Here is an 18,452-nt window from a genome sequence, read left to right on the forward strand (position 1 = left end):
ACGGTGACCGTTGCCCCACCCTAGGGTCACGGTTGGCTCGAGGTTTTACTTGCTCTTGAGTGGAACCGTCAGCGCGTCGGTATCCTCCTAACCCTTACGGGGGGCGTGTGCCCCGCTGTCCTGAACCTTTCGATGGGTGCGGAGCATGATCGAGGCAGTCGGCCTGACCAAGCGCTACGGCGACAAGACCGCTGTGTACAACCTGTCCTTCCAGGTGCGGCCCGGTTCCGTCACCGGCTTCCTGGGCCCCAACGGCTCGGGCAAGTCGACGACGATGCGGATGATCCTCGGCCTGGACAACCCGACGGCGGGGCACGTCACGATCGGCGGCTACCCGTACCGCAGGCTGCCCAACGCCCCGCGCCAGGTCGGCGCGCTGCTGGACGCCAAGGCGGTGCACGGCGGCCGGGCCGCCCGCAGCCATCTGCTGTCGCTCGCTCAGCTGGCCGGCATCCCGCCCCGGCGCGTGGACGAGGTACTGGGCGTGGTCGGCCTCCAGGACGTGGCCAGGCGGCGTTCCAACGGCTTCTCGCTCGGCATGGGCCAGCGCCTCGGCATCGCCGCCGCGCTGCTCGGCGACCCCCAGGTGCTGCTGTTCGACGAGCCGGTCAACGGCCTCGACCCCGAGGGCATCCACTGGGTGCGGAACCTGATGAAGTCGCTGGCCGCCGAGGGCCGGACCGTCTTCGTCTCCTCGCACCTGATGAGCGAGATGGCGCTGACCGCCGACCATCTGATCGTCATCGGGCGCGGACAGCTGATGGCCGACATGAGCGTCAAGGACTTCATCGCGGCGAACTCCGCCGGCTTCGCCCGGGTCCGTACGCCCGACACCGAGCCGCAGCTGCGCGAGAAGCTGGCCGGCGCGCTCACCGAGGCGGGCGGGCACGTGCTGCCCGAGCAGGACGGCGCGCTCAGGGTGACCGGGCTGCCGCTCCCCCGCATCAGCGACATCGCGCATGACACCGACGTACGGCTGTGGGAGCTGTCGCCGCACCAGGCCTCGCTGGAGGAGGCGTACATGCGGATGACGCAGGGCGCCGTCGACTACCGCTCGACCGTCGACCAGAAGACAGGGCTCCAGCAGCAGCTGCCGCCCGGCGCGCAGCCGCCGATGCCGGTTCCGGGCCAGGGCCAGCCCGGCTGGTACGCCCCACCGCCGCCCGAGCAGGGCGGGCAGCCGTTCACCGCGCCGCAGGGTCAGCCGATGCCGGGCGCGCCGGTACAGGCGCCCGCCGGTCCCTACGGCGCTCCCGCGGCGCCCGGGACCGCCCCGGGCGCGGGTACGGCCAACCCGTACGCCCAGCAGGCGCCCCAGACGCCCCACGGGCCGCCTCCGGCCCAGCCCGCCGCCCCGCAGGCCGCTGCCGCGCCCGCGCCCCAGCAGGCGCCCGCTCAGCCGTCCGCGCCGCCCGCGGCTCCCTCCGCCCCTGCCGCCCTGACCAAGCCCGAGGACGCCCGATGAGTACGCCCCAGCCCCCGATGCCGCAGACCGCCGCACCGAACTGGCAGGCGGCGCCCGGCTCGTCGTACCCCACCTACACCTCGCCGATCCCCGTCGTGCGCACGCACCTCGGGCACGCGCTCGCCTCCGAGTGGACGAAGATCCGCTCGGTGCGCTCCACGATGTGGACGCTCGGCGTTTTCGTGGTGCTCGTCGTCGGCATCGGCCTGGCCGCCGCCGCTCTGGTCGCCGCCAACTCCTCCGACGGCGGCGCGGGCGGGGAGAACCCGCTGGCCTTCGGCTTCTTCGGGCTGCTGCTCGGCAGTATCTGCATCATCACGCTCGGCGTGCTGACCACCGCCTCGGAGTACGGCACCGGCATGATCCGGACCACGATGACCGCCTGCCCGACCCGCGGCCGGGTGCTGCTGGCGAAGTCGATCGTGTTCTTCGCGGTCGCTTTCGTGGTGACGCTGGCGTCGGCCGTGCTCGTCGCCCTCGCCGACGTGGCCATTTTGGACGCGCGCGAGCCCAGCGCCCAGGAGTGGCTGAAGGGCACGCTCGGTATCTCGCTCTACATCGCGCTGCTCGGCCTGCTCTCGCTGGTCGTCGGCTCGATCATCCGGCACTCCGCGGGCGCGATCACGATCATGATCGGCGTCGTGCTGGCGCCGCTGGTCCTCGCGCTGTTCATGTTCTCGGAGTCCCTCCAGGACCTTCAGCAGGCCCTGTTCGAGTACTCCATCCCGAACCAGCTCAGCGTCTTCTACGCGCAGTCCCTCACCGACACCGGCCCGTCCGGCTGGGACCCGCTGTGGATCATGCTCGGCGTGACGGCGGCCGCGTTCGCCGGCGCCTACGCGCTGCTGGAGAAGCGGGACGTGTAGTTCCGGCTCAGAACTTCGGCGCGTTACGGGACCGCTGCACCCGCGTGGTGCGGCGGTCCTTCGCGTTCCAGCACGCCTTGTGCCAGTGCCGGCGGTCGTTGACGCCGACGTGGTCCGGCCAGGCGACGACATGCGGGACGCCGTCGGGGATCAGCTGGTCGCATCCCGGGCAGCGGTATGCCTTGCCCTGCGCGCTCGCGCCCGCCACATGCCGCACGTTCCACTCCTCGCCCTGCCAGCTCTCCGTGGACTGCCAGCCGCCGTAACGACCCGAACGGTCGTCCTCGGCACTGCTCGCGGAGGCGCTGCTTGCGGACGAGCCGACTCCCTTGGGTCGATTGCGACGCGGGGACACGGAACACCTCACGGGGCTATACAGGCTGCGGGGGTCACGTCCAGCCTACGCGGCACGGTCAGGGGTAGTCGTACGGCACCAACCCCCACAAGTCCCCGCTCCGACGAACCATTCTGCAGACAATCCGCAAATCTCTTCGTCAAGCCGTGTCCTCGGCACGTGTCAGACGGTTATGCCGGGTGGGGGAGCTCCGCGTCGGAGCCAAGGAAGCAGGAAAAGGCAATGCACGTAGGTAGTTTCGTGTTGGCGGCCCGGTTCCCGGGACAGGGCGACGGGGAGGCGCTGCACCGCGCGGTCCGCTCCGCCGAGGTCGCCGAGGAAGCGGGGCTCGACACGGTCTGGCTGGCCGAGCACCACTTCGTGCCGTACGGCACCTGTCCGTCCGCGATCACGCTGGCCGCGTTACTGCTCGGCCGCACCCAGCGGTTGCGGGTCGGCACGGCGGTCAGCGTACTGCCCACCGCGCACCCGGTGGCCCTCGGCGAACAGGCCGCGCTGCTGCACATCGCGTCCGGCGGGCGGTTCTCGCTGGGCGTGGGGCGCGGCGGCCCCTGGGTCGACCTGGAGGTGTTCGGCTCGGGTCTGCGGGCGTACGAGGAGGGGTTCCCCGAATCACTCGATCTGCTGCTGCGCTGGCTGCGCGATCCGTCGGTCGCTGCCGCCGGCGAGCAGTTCAGCTTCCGCGAGGTCCCGGTCGTGCCCAGGCCGTCGGAGTGCCTCACGGAGGCCGCCGCGGGTCCCGAGGTCGTCGTCGCGTGTACGTCGCCGCACAGTGTGCGTCTCGCGGCCGAGCGCGGACTGCCGATGCTGCTCGGGATGCATGTGGGCGACGAGGAGAAGGCCGAGATGGTCGCCCTGTGGCGGGAGTATGCGCGCGCGGCCGGGCGGCCCGCCGACGAGATCCGCGGCGCGGCCCATGTGTCGGCCGGCGTCTGCCAGATCGCGGACCGGCGCACGGACGCGGTCGAGACGCTGACGAAGGCGATGCCGGGCTGGCTGCGGCAGGGCCTGGAGGCCCATGTGACGGTGGACGGCCGTCATCGCGCGATGCGCGACCCGCTGGCGTACACCGAACTGCTGTGCGGACTGCACCCGGTGGGCACCCCGCGCCTGTGCGCCGACCGCCTGGCAGCGACCAGCGAACGGACCGGGATCTCCCGTTTCGCCCTGCTCGTCGAGGGCTCGGGCGACCTGGCGGCGACCGAGGAGAACGTACGGCGACTGGGCGCCGAAGTCCTCCCCCACCTCGGCTGAATCGCCCGGTCGCGACCAACGGCCCGGTCCGTCAGGGGGCTTGCCGCCCCAGTACTGATTGCACCTCCCGCGTACGGAGCGGCAAGCAAGCGGCTACTGCGTCAGCAGTCCCTGAATTCCGGCGACTGGTTCATCACCTGACTGCGGACCGAGGTGAAGCGGGTCAGCGTCTCGTCGACCGAGGAGTCAAGCGGGAACACCGCCACCCGGTGGCAGTTCTGGAAGGCCAGTCGCACCCCGAAGTGCCGCTGCAGCGCGCCGCGTATCGCGTCACTCGCAAGCGCACGCAGCAGCTGGCCACGTGCCTGCTCGTCCGGCGGGGGCGTCTGGTTGTCGGCGAACGAGCCGCCGTCGACCTTCAGCTGGGCCACCAGGGAGCTGATCATCTCCCACGCATAAGGCAGGGAGGTCCGGACGCAGTCGACGAAGGCGGCTTCGTCGACCTCGCCTCGCTCGGCCTGTTCGAGTAGGGCCGGTGAGACGTCGAGCGACATGGGTTCTCCTCTCGCACCCCCGCAGCAGCGGGGGTTGCCGGACAGATAGGGGAGTTCGCGATATCGAACACTCTGCGTACACGCCTCGCGACCTCCCGTTTAATACGGTAGGCAACGGACGGTGACGGCACCAGGAGAATGCGTACATGGGCGGTCCTCGTTAGGCGCACAATCGGCCAGAAATGAACAGGGGCAGTCCGGGGTCTTACGGACTCCCCCAGGGCGAATCGCGTCGACACCAGCCCGTCGAGTAGCGTTGCGGACCATGCGTCTCGTCATTGCCCGATGCTCCGTCGACTACGCGGGCCGGCTCACCGCCCACCTGCCCTCGGCGCCCCGTCTGATCCTGGTCAAGGCGGACGGCAGCGTCTCGATCCACGCGGACGACCGGGCCTACAAGCCCCTGAACTGGATGTCGCCGCCCTGCACCCTGAAGGAGGGTGACGGCGAGCAGAAGGACGTCTGGACGGTCATCAACAAAGCGGGCGAGAAGCTGATCATCACGATGGAGGAAGTCCTCCACGACTCCTCGCACGAACTGGGCGTGGATCCAGGCCTGATCAAGGACGGCGTGGAAGCGCACCTCCAGGAGCTCCTCGCCGACCGCATCGAGACCCTCGGCGAGGGCTACACGCTCATCCGCCGCGAGTACATGACCGCCATCGGTCCGGTCGACATCCTGTGCCGGGACGCCGAGGGCCAGACGGTCGCGGTGGAGATCAAGAGGCGCGGCGAGATCGACGGCGTGGAGCAACTCACGCGCTATCTGGAGCTGTTGAACCGCGATCCCCATCTCGCGCCGGTCCGCGGCATCTTCGCGGCCCAGGAGATCAAGCCGCAGGCCCGGGTGCTGGCGACGGACCGCGGCATCGGCTGCCAGGTGCTGGACTACGACGCGATGCGGGGCATCGAGGACGACAAGCTGCGGTTGTTCTGACGCGCCGTTCTTGGCAGTTGTACGACGAAGAGGGCCGGGTCCTGAGGATGGACCCGGCCCTCTTGTCCTGAAGCGGGCGTCAGATCATGGAGTCGGAGCCGCTGGGCGAGCCCTCGTCCGTGCTCTGCGGAGCGGATGCCGAGCTGCTGGTCTCCGCCGGGCTGGAGGACGCCGGACCGCTGGCGGACGTCGAGCTGGTCGGAGTGTCCGTCGGCGAGGTCGGCGGGTCCGTCGGCGTCTCGGTCGGCGGGTCGGTGGGCTCCTCGGTCGGCGGGTCCGTCGGGTCCTCGGTCTCCGTCTCGGTAGGCGGCTTGGGCGAGGTCGGCGGCTTCGACGTCGACGACGGCGGCTTGGTCGGCGAGTCCGACGGACCGCCGCCCGGCCCCTGTGTCCCGCTCGGGTCGTCCGACGGGTCCGTCTCGCCGTCGGTCGGCGTCGGGTCGTCCGAGGTGCCGTACGTCCCGTCGGGGCCCGGGTCCGTCGGGCGGCTGGTGGACGTGCCCGTGTCGCCGGAACCCTCCCCGTCGTCGCCCTCCGCCTTGTCGGCACCGAGGCTGTCGTCGCCGACGCCCTGGCTGGCGGACGGGTTGGGGCCGACCTGGGTGGACGGGCCGTCGGGGTCGTTGTCGGAGGTGGCACCGAGCGTCACCACCGTGCCGAGCACGGCCACCAGCAGCGCGCCCGCGCCGGCCGCGACGAGGTTGCGTCGCGCAAAGCCCCGGACGCCTCCGCGGCCCTTGTGCGAGGCCGGGGACGACGGGGACACCGCCGAGGCCCGGTGCGTGACCAGCGTCGTGGAGTCACCGGCGGGCAGGAACGCGGCCGGTACGCCTCCCGGTGGCGACTGCGACTCCTCGTACCGTGCGTCCGGGACCTCCTCCCCGGCCGTCGCACCGAACGCGGCCACTCCCGGCGTCGTACCGGAGCGGTCCGAGACCAGTGCCAGGGCGCGACGGCCCGCGACCGTGCCGCGCTTGTCGGCGAGGGCGCCGCGCAGACCGATGGAGGTCTCCAGCTCGGCGCGGGCCCGGTCCAGCCGGCCACCGCAGAGCGCGAGGATGCCCAGCTCGTGGTGGAAATAGGCCTGTTCGATGACGTCACCGGCCAGGCGTGCGGCCTCGGCGCCGGCCCGCAGGGCCCGCTCCCAGGCGCTCCAGTACAGCCCCGCCGCGAACGCGGGCGCCGCCGTGCGGGCCAGCTGCACGGTCGGGCTCTCCTCGCCCTCGGCGGGCGGTGTGGTGCCCGGTACGAGGACTGCGAGGGCGGCGAGCACGGCGTCCGCCTCGGCGGCGACCCGCTCCGGTGTGACCGAGGGGTGCCCGGCCCACCAGGCGTAGTGCCGCGCGGCGGCGAGGGCGCCTTCCCGGACGTCCTCGGTGTATCCGGCGGCCTCCAGTTGGGCCTGTACGCCGGCGGCGAGGCGGTAGCGGGAGCCGACCGGCGTGACCAGCCCGCAGTCGGCCAGCTCGCCGAGGGCGGCGTCCGCGTGGGTGTCGCCGACCAGGGCCGGCAGATGGGCCTGGTGCGGCACCTCGCCGCCGAGCGCGACGGCGAACTTCAGGGTGGCGCGGGCCGAGGCACTGAGCCGCGAGGCGAGCAGCGGAGCAGGCCCTGCCGCCTCACCGAGCGACGGCAGGGGTGTCTCCACGCCGCCGCTCTCGGTACCGAACGGCCCGTCGACGGGCGCGTCGAACGGGGCGTCGACCGGCGGTGCGTCCTCGAACACGCCGTACTCGTCGACGGCGTCCGCGCCGGCCCGCAGCCGGTCCCGCTGCCGCAGCAGGGCTCCGGCCTGGACGAACCGCAGCGGCAGGCCCTCCGACTCGAACCACAGGTCGCCCGCCCAGTTCGCCTCGTCCTCGGTGAGGACCCGGCCGACCTGGCGCTCCAGCAGCTCCACGCTGTCGGCACGCTCGAGACCGCCGAGGGCGACCTCCTCGATGCCGGACTCGGTGGACGGCGCGGGAACGTCGGGCGTGGCGCCGATCAGGAACGCGCACTCGGGGGTCGCGTCCAGCAGCTCGTCGAGCGCGGCGCCGCCGAACTCGATGTCGTCCAGGACGACGACCGCGCCGATCTCGCGCACGAAGCCGAGCAGTTCGTCCTGATCCGGACGGTGCAAAGGTGCGCCGTAGACGGAGTAGAAGAGCTCGTACAGCAGATCGGCGGGCGTGCGGCGGTAGCCGGTGAGGCGGACCACGCCGTCGGGGGCGAGGTCCACGCAGTCCTCGGCGACGAGGTCGAGGAGGCTGGTGCGGCCGGCGCCCGGCGAGCCGACCAGACGTACGGAGCGGCCGCGGGCGAGCATCCGTACCAGCTGTTCGCGCTCGTCCTGGCGGGCCAGGAGCGGCTGGGCGGGACGGGTCGGGCCGGGCGGGACGGGCGGTCTGGCGGCGCGGTCGACCTCGGCGCGTTCGGCCGGGGTCAGCTTCTCGGGCCGCGAGGGCCGCTCCGCCGGCGGGCAGACCTCGATCTCGCTGCCGTCGACGGGGTTGACGGTGAGCAGGAAGTCGCCCGAGACCAGTTGCACCGTGCGGGCCAGTGCGGGCGAGTGCTGTCCGAAGTCGGGTGTGAGGGGATCCCTGGGCGGGCGCTGGCGGGACGACTGGCCGTCGCCGTCATGGCCGTACTCCTCGGGTCCCCGGGTGTTCGGGTCCATCGGTTCAAGCCCCCCAAAAGCGTCTCGTGTGCGTTGGCGGCCCCTCCCGGCCTTTGCACACCGCGCTGTCGCTTCTGGTCCGGGCCCGCTCGAAGGGGTTTGTCTAGGCAGCGGGCAGCCGAACCCTAAACCTTCGCACAGTATCTACGACAGCTCGGGGTACCGCGCCGCCCGAGACATCACAGTCTCGTGAGAATTGTGCGCGACGTACGGTTCGCAACCGGAACGTCCGACTGTCCCGCCCCACCCGTGCCGGGTGTCACACGCGAGGCAGGGACTCCACCCCGATGCCGCCCTCGATCGCCAGGATCCGGTGCAGCCGGGTGGCCACCAGCAGGCGCTGCATCTGCGGCGGTACGGCGCGCAGCACCAGGCGCCGGCCGCAGCGGCCGGCCCGCCGGTGGGCCCCCATGATCACCCCGAGTCCGGTGGCGTCCCAGGAGTCCAGCTCGGACAGGTCGAGCACCAGATCGCCGACTCCGTCGTCGACGGCCGAGTGCAGGACCGTACGGGCGTCCGCCGCGCTGCGGACGTCGAGGACGCCCCCGACGACCAGTTCGGCGTGGTCGCCCCTGATGTGCATATGCGCTCCCCAAGCGTGCGTCGTGCTCCGCGATGCGTTGCCTGTTGACTGTGCGTGTAGCTGTGCCGGTGTTTGTTGTGAGTCTTCGCTGTGGCCGGTGATGCAACCTCTGACTGCGTTGAGCGGCCAGAGGTTGCCGTCTGTAAGCGAACCGATACCGAATTCACCCCATCGCGTGATGGGCGCAGGGGCTGTGCGGTGCTTTACGAAAGCTCAGTAGCTGTAGAAGCCTTGCCCGCTCTTACGTCCGATGTCACCCGCGTCCACCATCCGGCGCATCAGCTCCGGCGGGGCGAACTTCTCGTCCTGGGACTCGGTGTAGATGTTGCTTGTGGCGTGCAACAGGATGTCGACGCCGGTGAGGTCGGCCGTGGCGAGGGGACCCATGGCGTGACCGAAGCCCAGCTTGCAGGCGAGGTCGATGTCCTCGGCGGTGGCGACACCCGACTCGTAGAGCTTGGCGGCCTCGACGACGAGCGCCGAGATGAGGCGGGTTGTCACAAACCCGGCGACATCCCGGTTGACGACGATGCAGGTCTTGCCGACGGACTCGGCGAACTCGCGTGCGGTGGCGAGGGTTTCGTCACTCGTCTTGTAACCGCGGACCAGCTCGCACAGCTGCATCATCGGGACCGGCGAGAAGAAGTGCACACCGACGACCCGCTCGGGGCGCTCGGTGGCGGCCGCGATCTTGGTGATCGGAATGGCGGAGGTGTTGGAGGCGAGCACGGTGTCCTCGCGCACGATCTTGTCGAGGGCGCGGAAGATCTCGTGCTTGACTTCGAGCTTCTCGAAGACGGCCTCGACGACAACGTCCGCGTCCGCGGCGGCGTCCAGGTCGGTGGTCGCGGTGATACGGGCCAGGGCGGCGTCGGCGTCGTGCGCCTCCAGCTTGCCCTTGCTGACGAACTTGTCGTACGACGCCTTGATGCCGTCGGTGCCGCGCTTCAACGCCTCGTCGGTGACGTCACGCAGGACCACGTCCCAGCCCGCCTGAGCGGAGACCTGAGCGATCCCGGAACCCATCAAGCCGGCGCCGATGACGGCAAGCTTCCGTGCCACTGTTGCGACTCCCCTTTGAAACGCCTTACACCCTGTTTGGGTTGCTCTTCGGCGGACCTTAGCGCTCGTGAGGGACTGTGTGACCGGTTAGTAACGCGAGTCACGTCTCACTCGACGGACATCACACCGGCACGGGCCATTACGCGCCACGGACGGCGTAGTTGAGCACCTTCTCGCTCAACAGCTCCTCGATGTCGTCGAGAAGGACCAGCATCTCTCGTGACACTTCGTCCGGATTGCGCCCCTTGAGCATCTCGCGGCCGACGGCGACGAAGACGGTGCCGTGGATCCAGGAGATCTGACCTGCGATCAGCCCGGGGAGCGGGTCGCCGTCAGTCGCGCCGGCCTCCTCGCGCAGGGTGGCTTCGAGGTGGTCGAGGATCTCCTGCTGGAGGCTCCACAGCCGGGAGCGCAGCGGCGGCGCCTCGTGGATGACGCGCATGAAGCGGTCGTAGCCCTCCAGGAGGCCGATCCGCGGCGAGACCGCCTCGACCTCGGCCCGCATCTCACGCAGCACGGCCCGGGCGGCCGACTCCCCATCGCCTCGGCCGCGCACCCAGCGCGAGAGCTGTTCGACGACGCCGGCGGAGCGGTCGAAGAAGAGGTCCTCCTTCGCCGGGAAGTAGTTGTAGACGGTGTTGACGGAGACGTCGGCGGCCTCCGCCACCTCCGCGATGGTCACCGTCACGAAGCCGTGCTCCAGGAACAGCCCGGTGGCGATGTCCGAGATCCGCTGTCTCGTCTCGCGCTTCTTTCGCTCCCTGAGCCCTTCAGCCATGACTCCATCCTAGCTTCGCTGGGCTTTCTGAAACTTTGGGGCCATTGCAAAATTTAAGAGACTCTGTTTTTCTGGGGCCATGCCCATCATCAGTACGGCCGGACTGGCCCGTACCTTCCAGACCAAGCTCGGCCCGGTAGCGGCCGTGCGCGGCATCGACCTGACCGTCCGCGAGGGCGAGATCCTCGGCTTCCTGGGGCCGAACGGGGCCGGCAAGACGACGACCCTGCGGATGCTGACGACCCTGCTTGCGCCCACCGGGGGCGCGGCCACCGTGGCGGGCTGCGATCTCGCCGACGACCCCGCCGGGGTGCGGCGGGCGTGCGGGTACGTGGCCCAGTCGGGCGGCGTCGACCCGCAGATCAGCGTGCGGGAGGAGCTGGTCACCCAGGGCCGGCTGTACCGCCTGACGAAGCCGCAGGCGGCCGAGCGCGCCGAGGAGTTGGCCCGCGACCTGGACCTGACCGATCTCCTGGACCGCAAGGCCGGCGCTCTCTCCGGCGGCCAGCGCCGACGCCTCGACATCGCGATGGCGCTCACGCACCGCCCGAAGGTCCTGTTCCTCGACGAGCCGACGACCGGGCTCGACCCCGGCAGCCGCGCCGACCTGTGGGACCTGATCCGGCGTCTGCGGGACGAGCACGGCACGACGGTGTTCCTGACCACCCACTACCTCGACGAGGCCGACGCCCTCTCCGACCGCCTGGTCGTCGTCGACCGGGGCGTGGTCGTGGCCGAGGGCACGCCGACCGCGCTGAAGCTTCAGTACGGCGGCTCGATCGACGCAAGCCTCCAGGACACGTTCCTCGCCATCACCGGCCGCGGACCCTCCCCGGCCGACGCCGCCCCCGTAGCCGTATAGGACCCTTAGGACCCCTCTGATGCTGCTCCACGACACGGCCCTCATCTACGGCCGCTACCTCCGCCAGTCCCTGCGCTCCCGCTTCGCCCTGCTCTTCGGCGTGCTGATGCCACTGCTGTACCTGCTGTTCTTCGGCCCGCTACTGACGGATCTGCCGCTGGGCGGGGAGGGCAGTTCGTGGCAGGTCCTCGTCCCGGGGCTGCTGCTTCAACTCGGTCTGTTCGGGGCATCGTTCGCCGGATTCTCGGTCATCATCGAGAAGGGCCAGGGAGTGGTGGAGCGCATGCGGGTGACGCCCGTCAGCCGACTCGCGCTGCTGCTGGGCCGGGTGCTGCGCGATGCCACGGTGTTCGTCTTCCAGGCGGTGCTGCTGGTGCTCGCGGCGCTGGTGATGGGCCTGAGGGCGCCCGTGCCCGGCGTGCTGATCGGCTTCGCGTTCGTCGGGCTGCTGACGGTATCGCTCGCCTCGCTGTCGTACGCGCTCGCCATGAAGGTCCGCACCCCGCAGGAGTTCGGACCGGCGGTCAACGCCATGACGATGCCGATGATGCTGCTGTCGGGCCTGATGCTGCCGATGACGCTGGGGCCGACGTGGCTGGACGTGCTGTCGCACTTCGTGCCGTTCCGCTATCTGGTGGACGCCGTGCGCGACGCGTACGTCGGCTCGTACGCGACGACGCACATGCTGTACGGCGTCCTGGTCGCCGTCGCCTTCGCCGCGCTGGCCGTGACGGTCGGCACACGCGTGTTCCGAACCGCCGGAGCGTAACTACGCTGGCCACATGGTCAATCTGACGCGCATCTACACCAGGACCGGCGACCAGGGCACCACCGCCCTCGGGGACATGAGCCGGGTCGCCAAGACCGATCTGCGGATCTCGGCGTACGCCGACGCCAACGAGGCCAATGCGGTGCTGGGCACCGCCATCGCGCTGGGCGGGCTCGACGAGGAGGTCGTCAAGGTCCTCACCCGCGTGCAGAACGACCTGTTCGACGTCGGCGCGGACCTGTCGACGCCGGTGGTCGAGAACCCGGAGTTCCCGCCCCTGCGGGTCGAGCAGTTCTACATCGACAAGCTGGAAGCCGACTGCGACCGCTTCAACGAGCAGTTGGAGAAGCTGCGGTCGTTCATCCTGCCGGGCGGCACACCGGGCGCGGCCCTGCTGCACCAGGCCTGCACGGTCGTACGCCGGGCCGAGCGCTCGACGTGGGCGGCGCTGGAGGTCCACGGCGAGGTGATGAACCCGCTGACGGCGACTTACCTCAACCGCCTGTCCGACCTCCTGTTCATCCTGGCGAGGATCGCGAACAAGGAGGTCGGGGACGTGCTGTGGGTACCGGGCGGGGAGCGCTAGGCGTTCTCGCGCGCCCGCTGGAACAGGCCCAGTGCGACCAGGGCACCGCCGACGCACATCATCACCAGGCCGACCTTCGTCAAGGTGACCACCGGGACGTCCACATCCTCGGTGAACAGCCACAGCAGCAGGCCGACCAGGAAGGTGGCGGCGCCCTCCAGCAGGTTTTTCGACGCCTGGCTCATGGGCCCACCCGCTCCTTCTCCGTCTCCGTCTTCGTCATCAGCTGATCCCGCTCCTCCTCGCCGTCCGGCGCCTTGCGCGGCCAGACCGTGTACGACAGGGCGATCAGGCCGTAGATGCCGACCGTGCGGATCGCCACCCACTGGAAGCTGCGCAGGGAGCTGACGTCGCCCTCGTCGCCGACGTACCAGACGGCGAGCTGGAGCAGGCCCAGCGCCACCGCGCCCCCGTACACGGCCCGCAGCCACAGCTTGGCCTCGTGGCGGGCGCGGGCGCGGCCGTAGCGCGGGGGCTTGCGCGGCGGCGGGGCGCCGCCCAGACGGTGGGCGGCGTGGCCGTCGAGCCAGCGGATCGTGTAGTGGCCGAAGGCCACCGTGTAGCCGATGTAGAGCGCCGCGAGGCCATGCTCCCAGCCCGGCTCGGCACCGTTCTTCAGGTCGATCGCGGTGGCGACGAACAGGACCAGCTCCAGCACCGGCTCGCACAAAAGCAGCACCACGCTCGTACGGCGCCACTTCAGCAGGTAGCGGACGGCGAGGCCCAGGGCCAGCAGCACCCAGAAGCCGACCTCGCAGGCGATGATGAGGGCGACGATCACAACTTGCTCCCTTCGGTCACCCTTCAAGGCTCCCGTCGGGACAGGGCGCTTTCGTCGTCGCCACTGACGAACTCGCGGTACATCGAAAGATGCAGTCCAGGACCCTTCCCGGGAACCAGGCGCGGACCGCGCACACCGTGTTGGATGGAGCCATGCTCCTCCCCCGCCCGCGCCGTTTCGACGTGTACATCGCTGTCGGCGGGATGCTCGGCGGCCTGCTGCTGGTGGGCATCGGCCTGGGCACCCGGCCCGCCGACGACCCGATCACGCTCTTCGACGGCCCCTGGCCCATCCTGGTGCCGCTCGGCGTCATGGCATGCTGCGAGCTGCTGCGCCGGGCGGCCCCGCGCACAGCCCTGCTGACCGGCTCGGTCGCGATCTGCGCGGACGTCGTGACCCAGGGCAATCTGGCCACGGTCCTGATGTTCACCGACATCGTCTACGCGGCCGTGCTGTACGGCCCGCTCGCCTCGGCCCGCCGCATCCAGTGGATCACCGGCCTGCTCACGGTGGCCGCGACACTGGTGCCGTTCGCGCTCTGGCGCAAACCGGAGGCGCTGCTGATCGGCGTGGTCGTCGGGGTCGTGGCTTACGGGCCCGCCGCCACGGGCTGGATCGTGCGCAACCACCGTGACGCCGCCGAGGCCGCCCGGCTGCGCGCCGAACAGACCGCGCTGCTCGCCGAGATGGACCGCGCGCAGGCCGTGACGTCGGAACGCTCGCGCATGGCACGCGAGTTGCACGACATGGTCGCCAACCACCTCTCCGCCATCGCCATCCACTCCACGGCCGCGCTCTCCCTCGACGACCCGAAGACCTCCCGGGACGCCCTGACGGTCATCCGCGAGAACAGCGTCGAGGGCCTCGCCGAGATGCGCCGGCTCATCGGCATCCTGCGCGACTCCAGTGGCGACACCGAGCCGGTGGCCGCCCCCACGCTCGACGGCCTGGACGCGCTGGTCGAGGGCGCCCGCACCAACGGCCTCGACGTCCACCTCGACGCGGACCCCGGCACCGTCCCCACCCCCGTCGAACTCGCCGCCTACCGCATCGTGCAGGAGTCGCTGACCAACGCCCTCAAGCACGCCGGACCGGGCCGGGTCACCGTGTCGCTCGCCCGGCGGAACGGCTCACTCACCGTCATGGTCACCAGCCCGTACGGCGACCGTGACGGCCCGCGTGCCCCCGGCTCCGGCGCCGGCCTGGTCGGCATGCGCGAACGCGTCGCGCTGCTGGACGGCACCTTCGAGGCCGGCCCGGACGACTCGCCCGACGGCAAGGTCTGGGCCGTACGCGCCGCCCTCCCCGTCACCGACCCGGTCGAAGGAGACCCCGCATGATCCGCGTGCTCGTCGCCGAGGACCAGTCCGCCGTCCGCGCCGGGCTGGTCCTCATCCTGCGCAGCGCGCCCGACATCGAGGTGGTCGGCGAGGCCGCGGACGGCGAGCAGGCGGTGGCTCTGGCCCGCCAACTGCGGCCCGACCTGGTGCTGATGGACGTACAGATGCCACGCCTGGACGGGGTGTCGGCGACCCGGCAGGTCGTCGCCGAGCGGCTGGCCGACGTACTCGTGCTGACCACCTTCGACCTCGACGAGTACGTGTTCGGGGCGCTGCGGGCGGGCGCCTCCGGGTTCCTGCTCAAGAACACCGACGCCAAGGACCTGCTGGAGGCGGTGCGCACGGTGGCGCGCGGCGAGGGCCTCATCGCCCCGGCCGTCACCCGGCGCCTGATCGCAGAGTTCGCCGCGAAGCCCGTGCGCGAGCCGACGGCCGACCTGTCCGTCCTGGACAGCCTCACCCGGCGCGAGCGCGAGGTGCTGTCCTGCCTGGGCGAGGGCCTGTCCAACGCCGACATCGCGTCCCGGCTCGACATGGCCGAGGCGACCGTTAAGACACATGTCAGCCGATTGCTGGGGAAACTGGAGCTGCGCAGCCGGGTCCAAGCAGCCGTATTGGCGCAGGAGTTGGGCATCTGAGGTTTATGCCTCAGAACTGGTCCAGACCTATTGACCGGTGGTCCAGACCTTTCTATTCTCACCGCACCATGAGAGGGCGTGAGGCTCAGTCGCGCCCCGTGACTCCCCACCAAGGAGGCGCAGCATGCGCTTCAGACACAGAGCTGTGGCAGGGTTCGCGACCCTGCTGCTCCCGCTGGCCGGTCTGGTCGGCCTCGCGAGCCCGGCCGCAGCCGCCACGTCCGCCACCGCCACCTACGCCAAGACCCAGGACTGGGGCTCCGGCTTCGAGGGCAAGTGGACGGTGAAGAACACCGGCACGACCGCCCTCAGCTCCTGGACCGTCGAGTGGGACTTCCCCTCCGGCACGTCCGTCACCTCCGCCTGGGACGCCGACGTCACCTCCTCCGGCACCCACTGGACCGCCAAGAACAAGTCCTGGAACGGCTCCCTCGCCCCCGGCGCCTCCGTCACCTTCGGCTTCAACGGCACCGGCACCGGCTCCCCCGCCAACTGCAAGCTCAACGGCGGCAGCTGCGACGGCGGCAGCGTCCCCGGCGACAACGCGCCGTCCGCCCCCGGCACGCCCAGCGCCTCCGACATCACCAACACCTCGGTGAAGCTTTCCTGGTCGGCCGCCACCGATGACAAGGGCATCAAGAACTACGACGTCCTGCGCGACGGCACCAAGGTCGCGACGGTGACGGCCACGTCGTACACCGACAGCGGCCTGACCGCCGGCACCGACTACTCCTACACCGTCCAGGCCCGTGACACCGCCGACCAGACCGGTCCGGCGAGCGGCGCCCGCGCGGTGCGCACCACCGGCGGCGGCACCGACCCGAACCCCGGCGCGAAGATCAACCTCGGGTACTTCACCGAGTGGGGCGTCTACGGCCGCAACTACCACGTCAAGAACCTGGTGACCTCGGGCTCCGCCTCGAAGATCACCCACATCAACTACGCGTTCGGCAACGTCAAGAACGGTCAGTGCACCGTCGACGACACCTACGCCGCCTACGACAAGGCCTACACCGCCGACCAGTCCGTCAGCGGCACCGCCGACACCTGGGACCAGCCGCTGCGCGGCAACTTCAACCAGCTGCGCCAGCTGAAGGCCAAGTACCCGCACATCAAGGTGCTGTACTCGTTCGGCGGCTGGACCTACTCCGGCGGCTTCGGCCAGGCGGCGGCCAACGCGGCGGCGTTCGCCAAGTCCTGCAAGGCCGTCGTGGAGGACCCGCGCTGGGCCGACGTCTTCGACGGCATCGACATCGACTGGGAGTACCCGAACGCCTGCGGCCTGACCTGCGACACCTCAGGACCTGCCGCGTTCAAGAACCTGATGTCCGCGCTGCGCACCGAGTTCGGCTCGAACTACCTGGTCACCGCGGCCATCACCGCCGACGGCTCCAACGGCGGCAAGATCGACGCCGCCGACTACGGCGGCGCCTCCCAGTACCTCGACTGGTACAACGTGATGACGTACGACTACTTCGGCGCCTTCGACGCGGACGGTCCGACCGCCCCGCACTCGCCGCTGACCTCGTACGCCGGCATCCCGCAGGCGGGCTTCAACTCCGCCGACGCGATCGCCAAGCTGAAGTCGAAGGGCGTCCCGTCCGCCAAGCTGCTGCTCGGCATCGGGTTCTACGGCCGCGGCTGGACCGGCGTCACCCAGTCCGCCCCCGGCGGCTCGGCGACCGGCGCGGCCCCCGGCACCTACGAGGCGGGCATCGAGGACTACAAGGTCCTCAAGAACTCCTGCCCGTCGAACGGCACCATCGCCGGCACGGCCTACGCGCACTGCGGCAACAACTGGTGGTCCTACGACACCCCGTCGACCATCGCCGGAAAGATGACCTGGGCCAAGAACCAGGGCCTCGGCGGCGCGTTCTTCTGGGAGTTCAGCGGTGACACCAGCAACGGCGAGCTGGTGACCGCCATCAACAGCGGGCTGAAGTAATCCCGTTAAGCAACATCGGCGCTCCCCCGGACTTCGTCCGGGGGACCCCACCCAGCGAGTGAATGTGGCTACGCCACATTCACTCGCTGTCCGGGCGGGGCTGCTTCCAGCCACGCGAGAAATCCGGTCAGCGCGTCCTCGCTCATGGCCAGTTCGAGGCGCGTGCCCCGATGGAGGCAGGTGAGGATCACCGCGTCGGAGAGCAGCGCCAGTTCCTCCTCGCCGTCGGGCACCCGGCGGCCGGCCACCTCGATGGCGGAGCGCTCCAGGATGCGGCGCGGGCGATAGGCGTAGGAGAAGACGCGGTACCACTCGATACGGTCGCCGTTGTAACGGGCGACGCCGTAGCTCCAGCCCTTGCCGCTGGTGTCGGATTTCTCCGGCACGTCCCAGCGCAGGGAACAGTCGAAAGTGCCGCCCGAGCGCTGGATGAGCCTTCGGCGCAGGCCGAAGACGAACAACCCCAGCACCACGAGGGCGACGACGATTCCGCACACAGTCAGAGCGAGGACCATCGACACCGACCTCCTCGTCTCCTAGGTAACGGAACGGAAAAAACTTCCATATCTGCCTCAGCCGCGACCGGCACCGGATTTCTCCGGTCCCAGCCGCGGCTGAGTGACGTCATCGCGTGCGCTCCCTCCAGAGCCTAAAGGGCCCAAGAGGTACCTCCAGGGGTCAGCGCGCCGTCGCCGCCCGCAGACGGACCTCCGCGCGGCGCTCGGCGGAGGCGTCGTCGTCGGACTGCGCGCGCTCCAGCGCCCGCTCCGCGCGCTGGACATCGATCTCGTCCGACAGCTCGGCGATCTCGGCCAGCAGCGACAGCTTGTCGTCGGCGAAGGAGATGAAACCGCCGTGCACCGCGGCGATGACGGTTCCACCTTCACTCGTACGGATGGTCACCGGGCCCGACTCCAGCACACCGAGCAGCGGCTGGTGACCGGGCATGACGCCGATGTCGCCGGACGTGGTGCGCGCGACGACCAGGGTGGCCTGGCCCGACCAGACCTCACGGTCGGCGGCGACCAGCGCGACGTGCAGCTCAGCAGCCAAGGTGGCTCCTCGGGTCACCACCCGG

At 70.4% G+C, this 18,452-nt stretch carries 20 protein-coding genes; 10 read left to right on the forward strand and 10 right to left on the reverse strand.

All coding sequences use genetic code 11. The features are described 5' to 3' along the window. Positions 1-145 precede the first annotated feature (145 nt). Positions 146-1,465 (forward strand): ATP-binding cassette domain-containing protein, encoded by a 1,320-nt coding sequence (locus ACFY5C_RS30260; RefSeq protein ID WP_389449893.1) that lies wholly within the window; start codon positions 146-148, stop codon positions 1,463-1,465. After that, the gene (locus ACFY5C_RS30265; RefSeq protein WP_389449896.1) at positions 1,462-2,331 is read left to right on the forward strand and encodes an ABC transporter permease subunit; all 870 of its coding nucleotides are present in this window, start codon (positions 1,462-1,464) and stop codon (positions 2,329-2,331) included. The genes ACFY5C_RS30260 and ACFY5C_RS30265 overlap by 4 nt, the downstream gene beginning before the upstream one ends. Positions 2,332-2,338: 7 nt before the next feature. On the opposite strand, the gene ACFY5C_RS30270 is transcribed toward ACFY5C_RS30265, so the two are convergent. Beyond that, positions 2,339-2,686, reverse strand: a complete 348-nt coding sequence (locus ACFY5C_RS30270; RefSeq protein WP_389449899.1) for an ATP/GTP-binding protein — start codon at positions 2,684-2,686, stop codon at positions 2,339-2,341. A gap of 222 nt (positions 2,687-2,908) precedes the next feature. Here ACFY5C_RS30270 and ACFY5C_RS30275 point away from each other — a divergent pair, with 222 nt between their 5' ends. Then, positions 2,909-3,940: an LLM class flavin-dependent oxidoreductase gene (locus ACFY5C_RS30275; protein ID WP_389449902.1), complete on the forward strand. Its 1,032-nt coding sequence runs from the start codon at positions 2,909-2,911 to the stop codon at positions 3,938-3,940. A gap of 101 nt (positions 3,941-4,041) precedes the next feature. Here the strand turns inward: ACFY5C_RS30275 and ACFY5C_RS30280 are convergent, their stop codons facing one another. Beyond that, positions 4,042-4,434: an SCO5389 family protein gene (locus ACFY5C_RS30280; protein ID WP_328879279.1), complete on the reverse strand. Its 393-nt coding sequence runs from the start codon at positions 4,432-4,434 to the stop codon at positions 4,042-4,044. Positions 4,435-4,699: 265 nt separating this feature from the next. Between ACFY5C_RS30280 and nucS the strand changes: the two genes are divergently transcribed. Further along, positions 4,700-5,371 (forward strand): endonuclease NucS, encoded by a 672-nt coding sequence (gene nucS / locus ACFY5C_RS30285; RefSeq protein WP_389449905.1) that lies wholly within the window; start codon positions 4,700-4,702, stop codon positions 5,369-5,371. A 79-nt stretch (positions 5,372-5,450) separates the two neighbouring features. Here nucS and ACFY5C_RS30290 read toward each other — a convergent pair whose 3' ends face one another. The 4 genes from ACFY5C_RS30290 to ACFY5C_RS30305 all read right to left on the reverse strand — a co-directional run bounded on the left by ACFY5C_RS30290 (position 5,451) and on the right by ACFY5C_RS30305 (position 10,453). Continuing rightward, positions 5,451-8,030 carry an ATP-binding protein gene (locus tag ACFY5C_RS30290; RefSeq protein ID WP_389449907.1) on the reverse strand — a complete coding sequence of 860 codons (2,580 nt, stop codon included), beginning with the start codon at positions 8,028-8,030 and terminating at the stop codon, positions 5,451-5,453. A gap of 259 nt (positions 8,031-8,289) precedes the next feature. Continuing rightward, complete coding sequence (locus ACFY5C_RS30295; protein WP_389449910.1) at positions 8,290-8,613, reverse strand: STAS domain-containing protein; 324 nt, start codon at positions 8,611-8,613, stop codon at positions 8,290-8,292. A gap of 213 nt (positions 8,614-8,826) precedes the next feature. Beyond that, positions 8,827-9,675 carry a 3-hydroxyacyl-CoA dehydrogenase family protein gene (locus ACFY5C_RS30300; protein ID WP_369273430.1) on the reverse strand — a complete coding sequence of 283 codons (849 nt, stop codon included), beginning with the start codon at positions 9,673-9,675 and terminating at the stop codon, positions 8,827-8,829. Positions 9,676-9,814: 139 nt separating this feature from the next. Further along, on the reverse strand, positions 9,815-10,453 hold the full coding sequence (locus ACFY5C_RS30305) for a TetR/AcrR family transcriptional regulator (RefSeq protein ID WP_389449913.1): 639 nt from the start codon (positions 10,451-10,453) through the stop codon (positions 9,815-9,817). Between the two features lie 79 nt (positions 10,454-10,532). Between ACFY5C_RS30305 and ACFY5C_RS30310 the strand changes: the two genes are divergently transcribed. From ACFY5C_RS30310 to ACFY5C_RS30320, 3 genes are read left to right on the forward strand one after another with little or no spacing between them, the layout of a single operon-like run. Next, positions 10,533-11,315, forward strand: coding sequence for an ABC transporter ATP-binding protein (locus tag ACFY5C_RS30310; RefSeq protein WP_389449916.1), 783 nt, complete (start codon positions 10,533-10,535; stop codon positions 11,313-11,315). 19 nt (positions 11,316-11,334) lie between these two features. Continuing rightward, positions 11,335-12,084: an ABC transporter permease gene (locus tag ACFY5C_RS30315; protein WP_389449919.1), complete on the forward strand. Its 750-nt coding sequence runs from the start codon at positions 11,335-11,337 to the stop codon at positions 12,082-12,084. Between the two features lie 13 nt (positions 12,085-12,097). Next, the gene (locus ACFY5C_RS30320) at positions 12,098-12,670 is read left to right on the forward strand and encodes a cob(I)yrinic acid a,c-diamide adenosyltransferase (RefSeq protein ID WP_389449922.1); all 573 of its coding nucleotides are present in this window, start codon (positions 12,098-12,100) and stop codon (positions 12,668-12,670) included. Here ACFY5C_RS30320 and ACFY5C_RS30325 read toward each other — a convergent pair. Then, positions 12,667-12,855: a DUF5708 family protein gene (locus tag ACFY5C_RS30325; protein WP_389449925.1), complete on the reverse strand. Its 189-nt coding sequence runs from the start codon at positions 12,853-12,855 to the stop codon at positions 12,667-12,669. The genes ACFY5C_RS30320 and ACFY5C_RS30325 overlap by 4 nt on opposite strands. Beyond that, positions 12,852-13,451, reverse strand: coding sequence for a hypothetical protein (locus ACFY5C_RS30330; protein ID WP_389449927.1), 600 nt, complete (start codon positions 13,449-13,451; stop codon positions 12,852-12,854). The genes ACFY5C_RS30325 and ACFY5C_RS30330 overlap by 4 nt, the downstream gene beginning before the upstream one ends. 89 nt (positions 13,452-13,540) lie before the next feature. Here ACFY5C_RS30330 and ACFY5C_RS30335 point away from each other — a divergent pair, with 89 nt between their 5' ends. The 3 genes from ACFY5C_RS30335 (at position 13,541) to ACFY5C_RS30345 (ending at position 17,374) form a co-directional block, all read left to right on the forward strand. Next, entirely contained in the window at positions 13,541-14,791 is a 1,251-nt protein-coding gene (locus ACFY5C_RS30335) for a sensor histidine kinase (RefSeq protein WP_389449930.1), read from the forward strand. Beyond that, positions 14,788-15,429 (forward strand): response regulator, encoded by a 642-nt coding sequence (locus ACFY5C_RS30340; RefSeq protein WP_389449933.1) that lies wholly within the window; start codon positions 14,788-14,790, stop codon positions 15,427-15,429. Before ACFY5C_RS30335 ends, ACFY5C_RS30340 begins: the two co-directional genes overlap by 4 nt. A 124-nt stretch (positions 15,430-15,553) precedes the next feature. Further along, positions 15,554-17,374, forward strand: a complete 1,821-nt coding sequence (locus tag ACFY5C_RS30345; RefSeq protein WP_389449936.1) for a glycosyl hydrolase family 18 protein — start codon at positions 15,554-15,556, stop codon at positions 17,372-17,374. Positions 17,375-17,442: 68 nt separating this feature from the next. Here the strand turns inward: ACFY5C_RS30345 and ACFY5C_RS30350 are convergent, their stop codons facing one another. Then, positions 17,443-17,889 carry a DUF2550 domain-containing protein gene (locus ACFY5C_RS30350; protein ID WP_190069676.1) on the reverse strand — a complete coding sequence of 149 codons (447 nt, stop codon included), beginning with the start codon at positions 17,887-17,889 and terminating at the stop codon, positions 17,443-17,445. A gap of 163 nt (positions 17,890-18,052) precedes the next feature. Continuing rightward, positions 18,053-18,427: a F0F1 ATP synthase subunit epsilon gene (locus ACFY5C_RS30355; RefSeq protein ID WP_328879293.1), complete on the reverse strand. Its 375-nt coding sequence runs from the start codon at positions 18,425-18,427 to the stop codon at positions 18,053-18,055. Positions 18,428-18,452 lie beyond the last annotated feature (25 nt).

The organism is Streptomyces sp. NPDC012935 (genome assembly GCF_042900345.1).
In the GTDB taxonomy this organism is placed as follows: domain Bacteria; phylum Actinomycetota; class Actinomycetes; order Streptomycetales; family Streptomycetaceae; genus Streptomyces.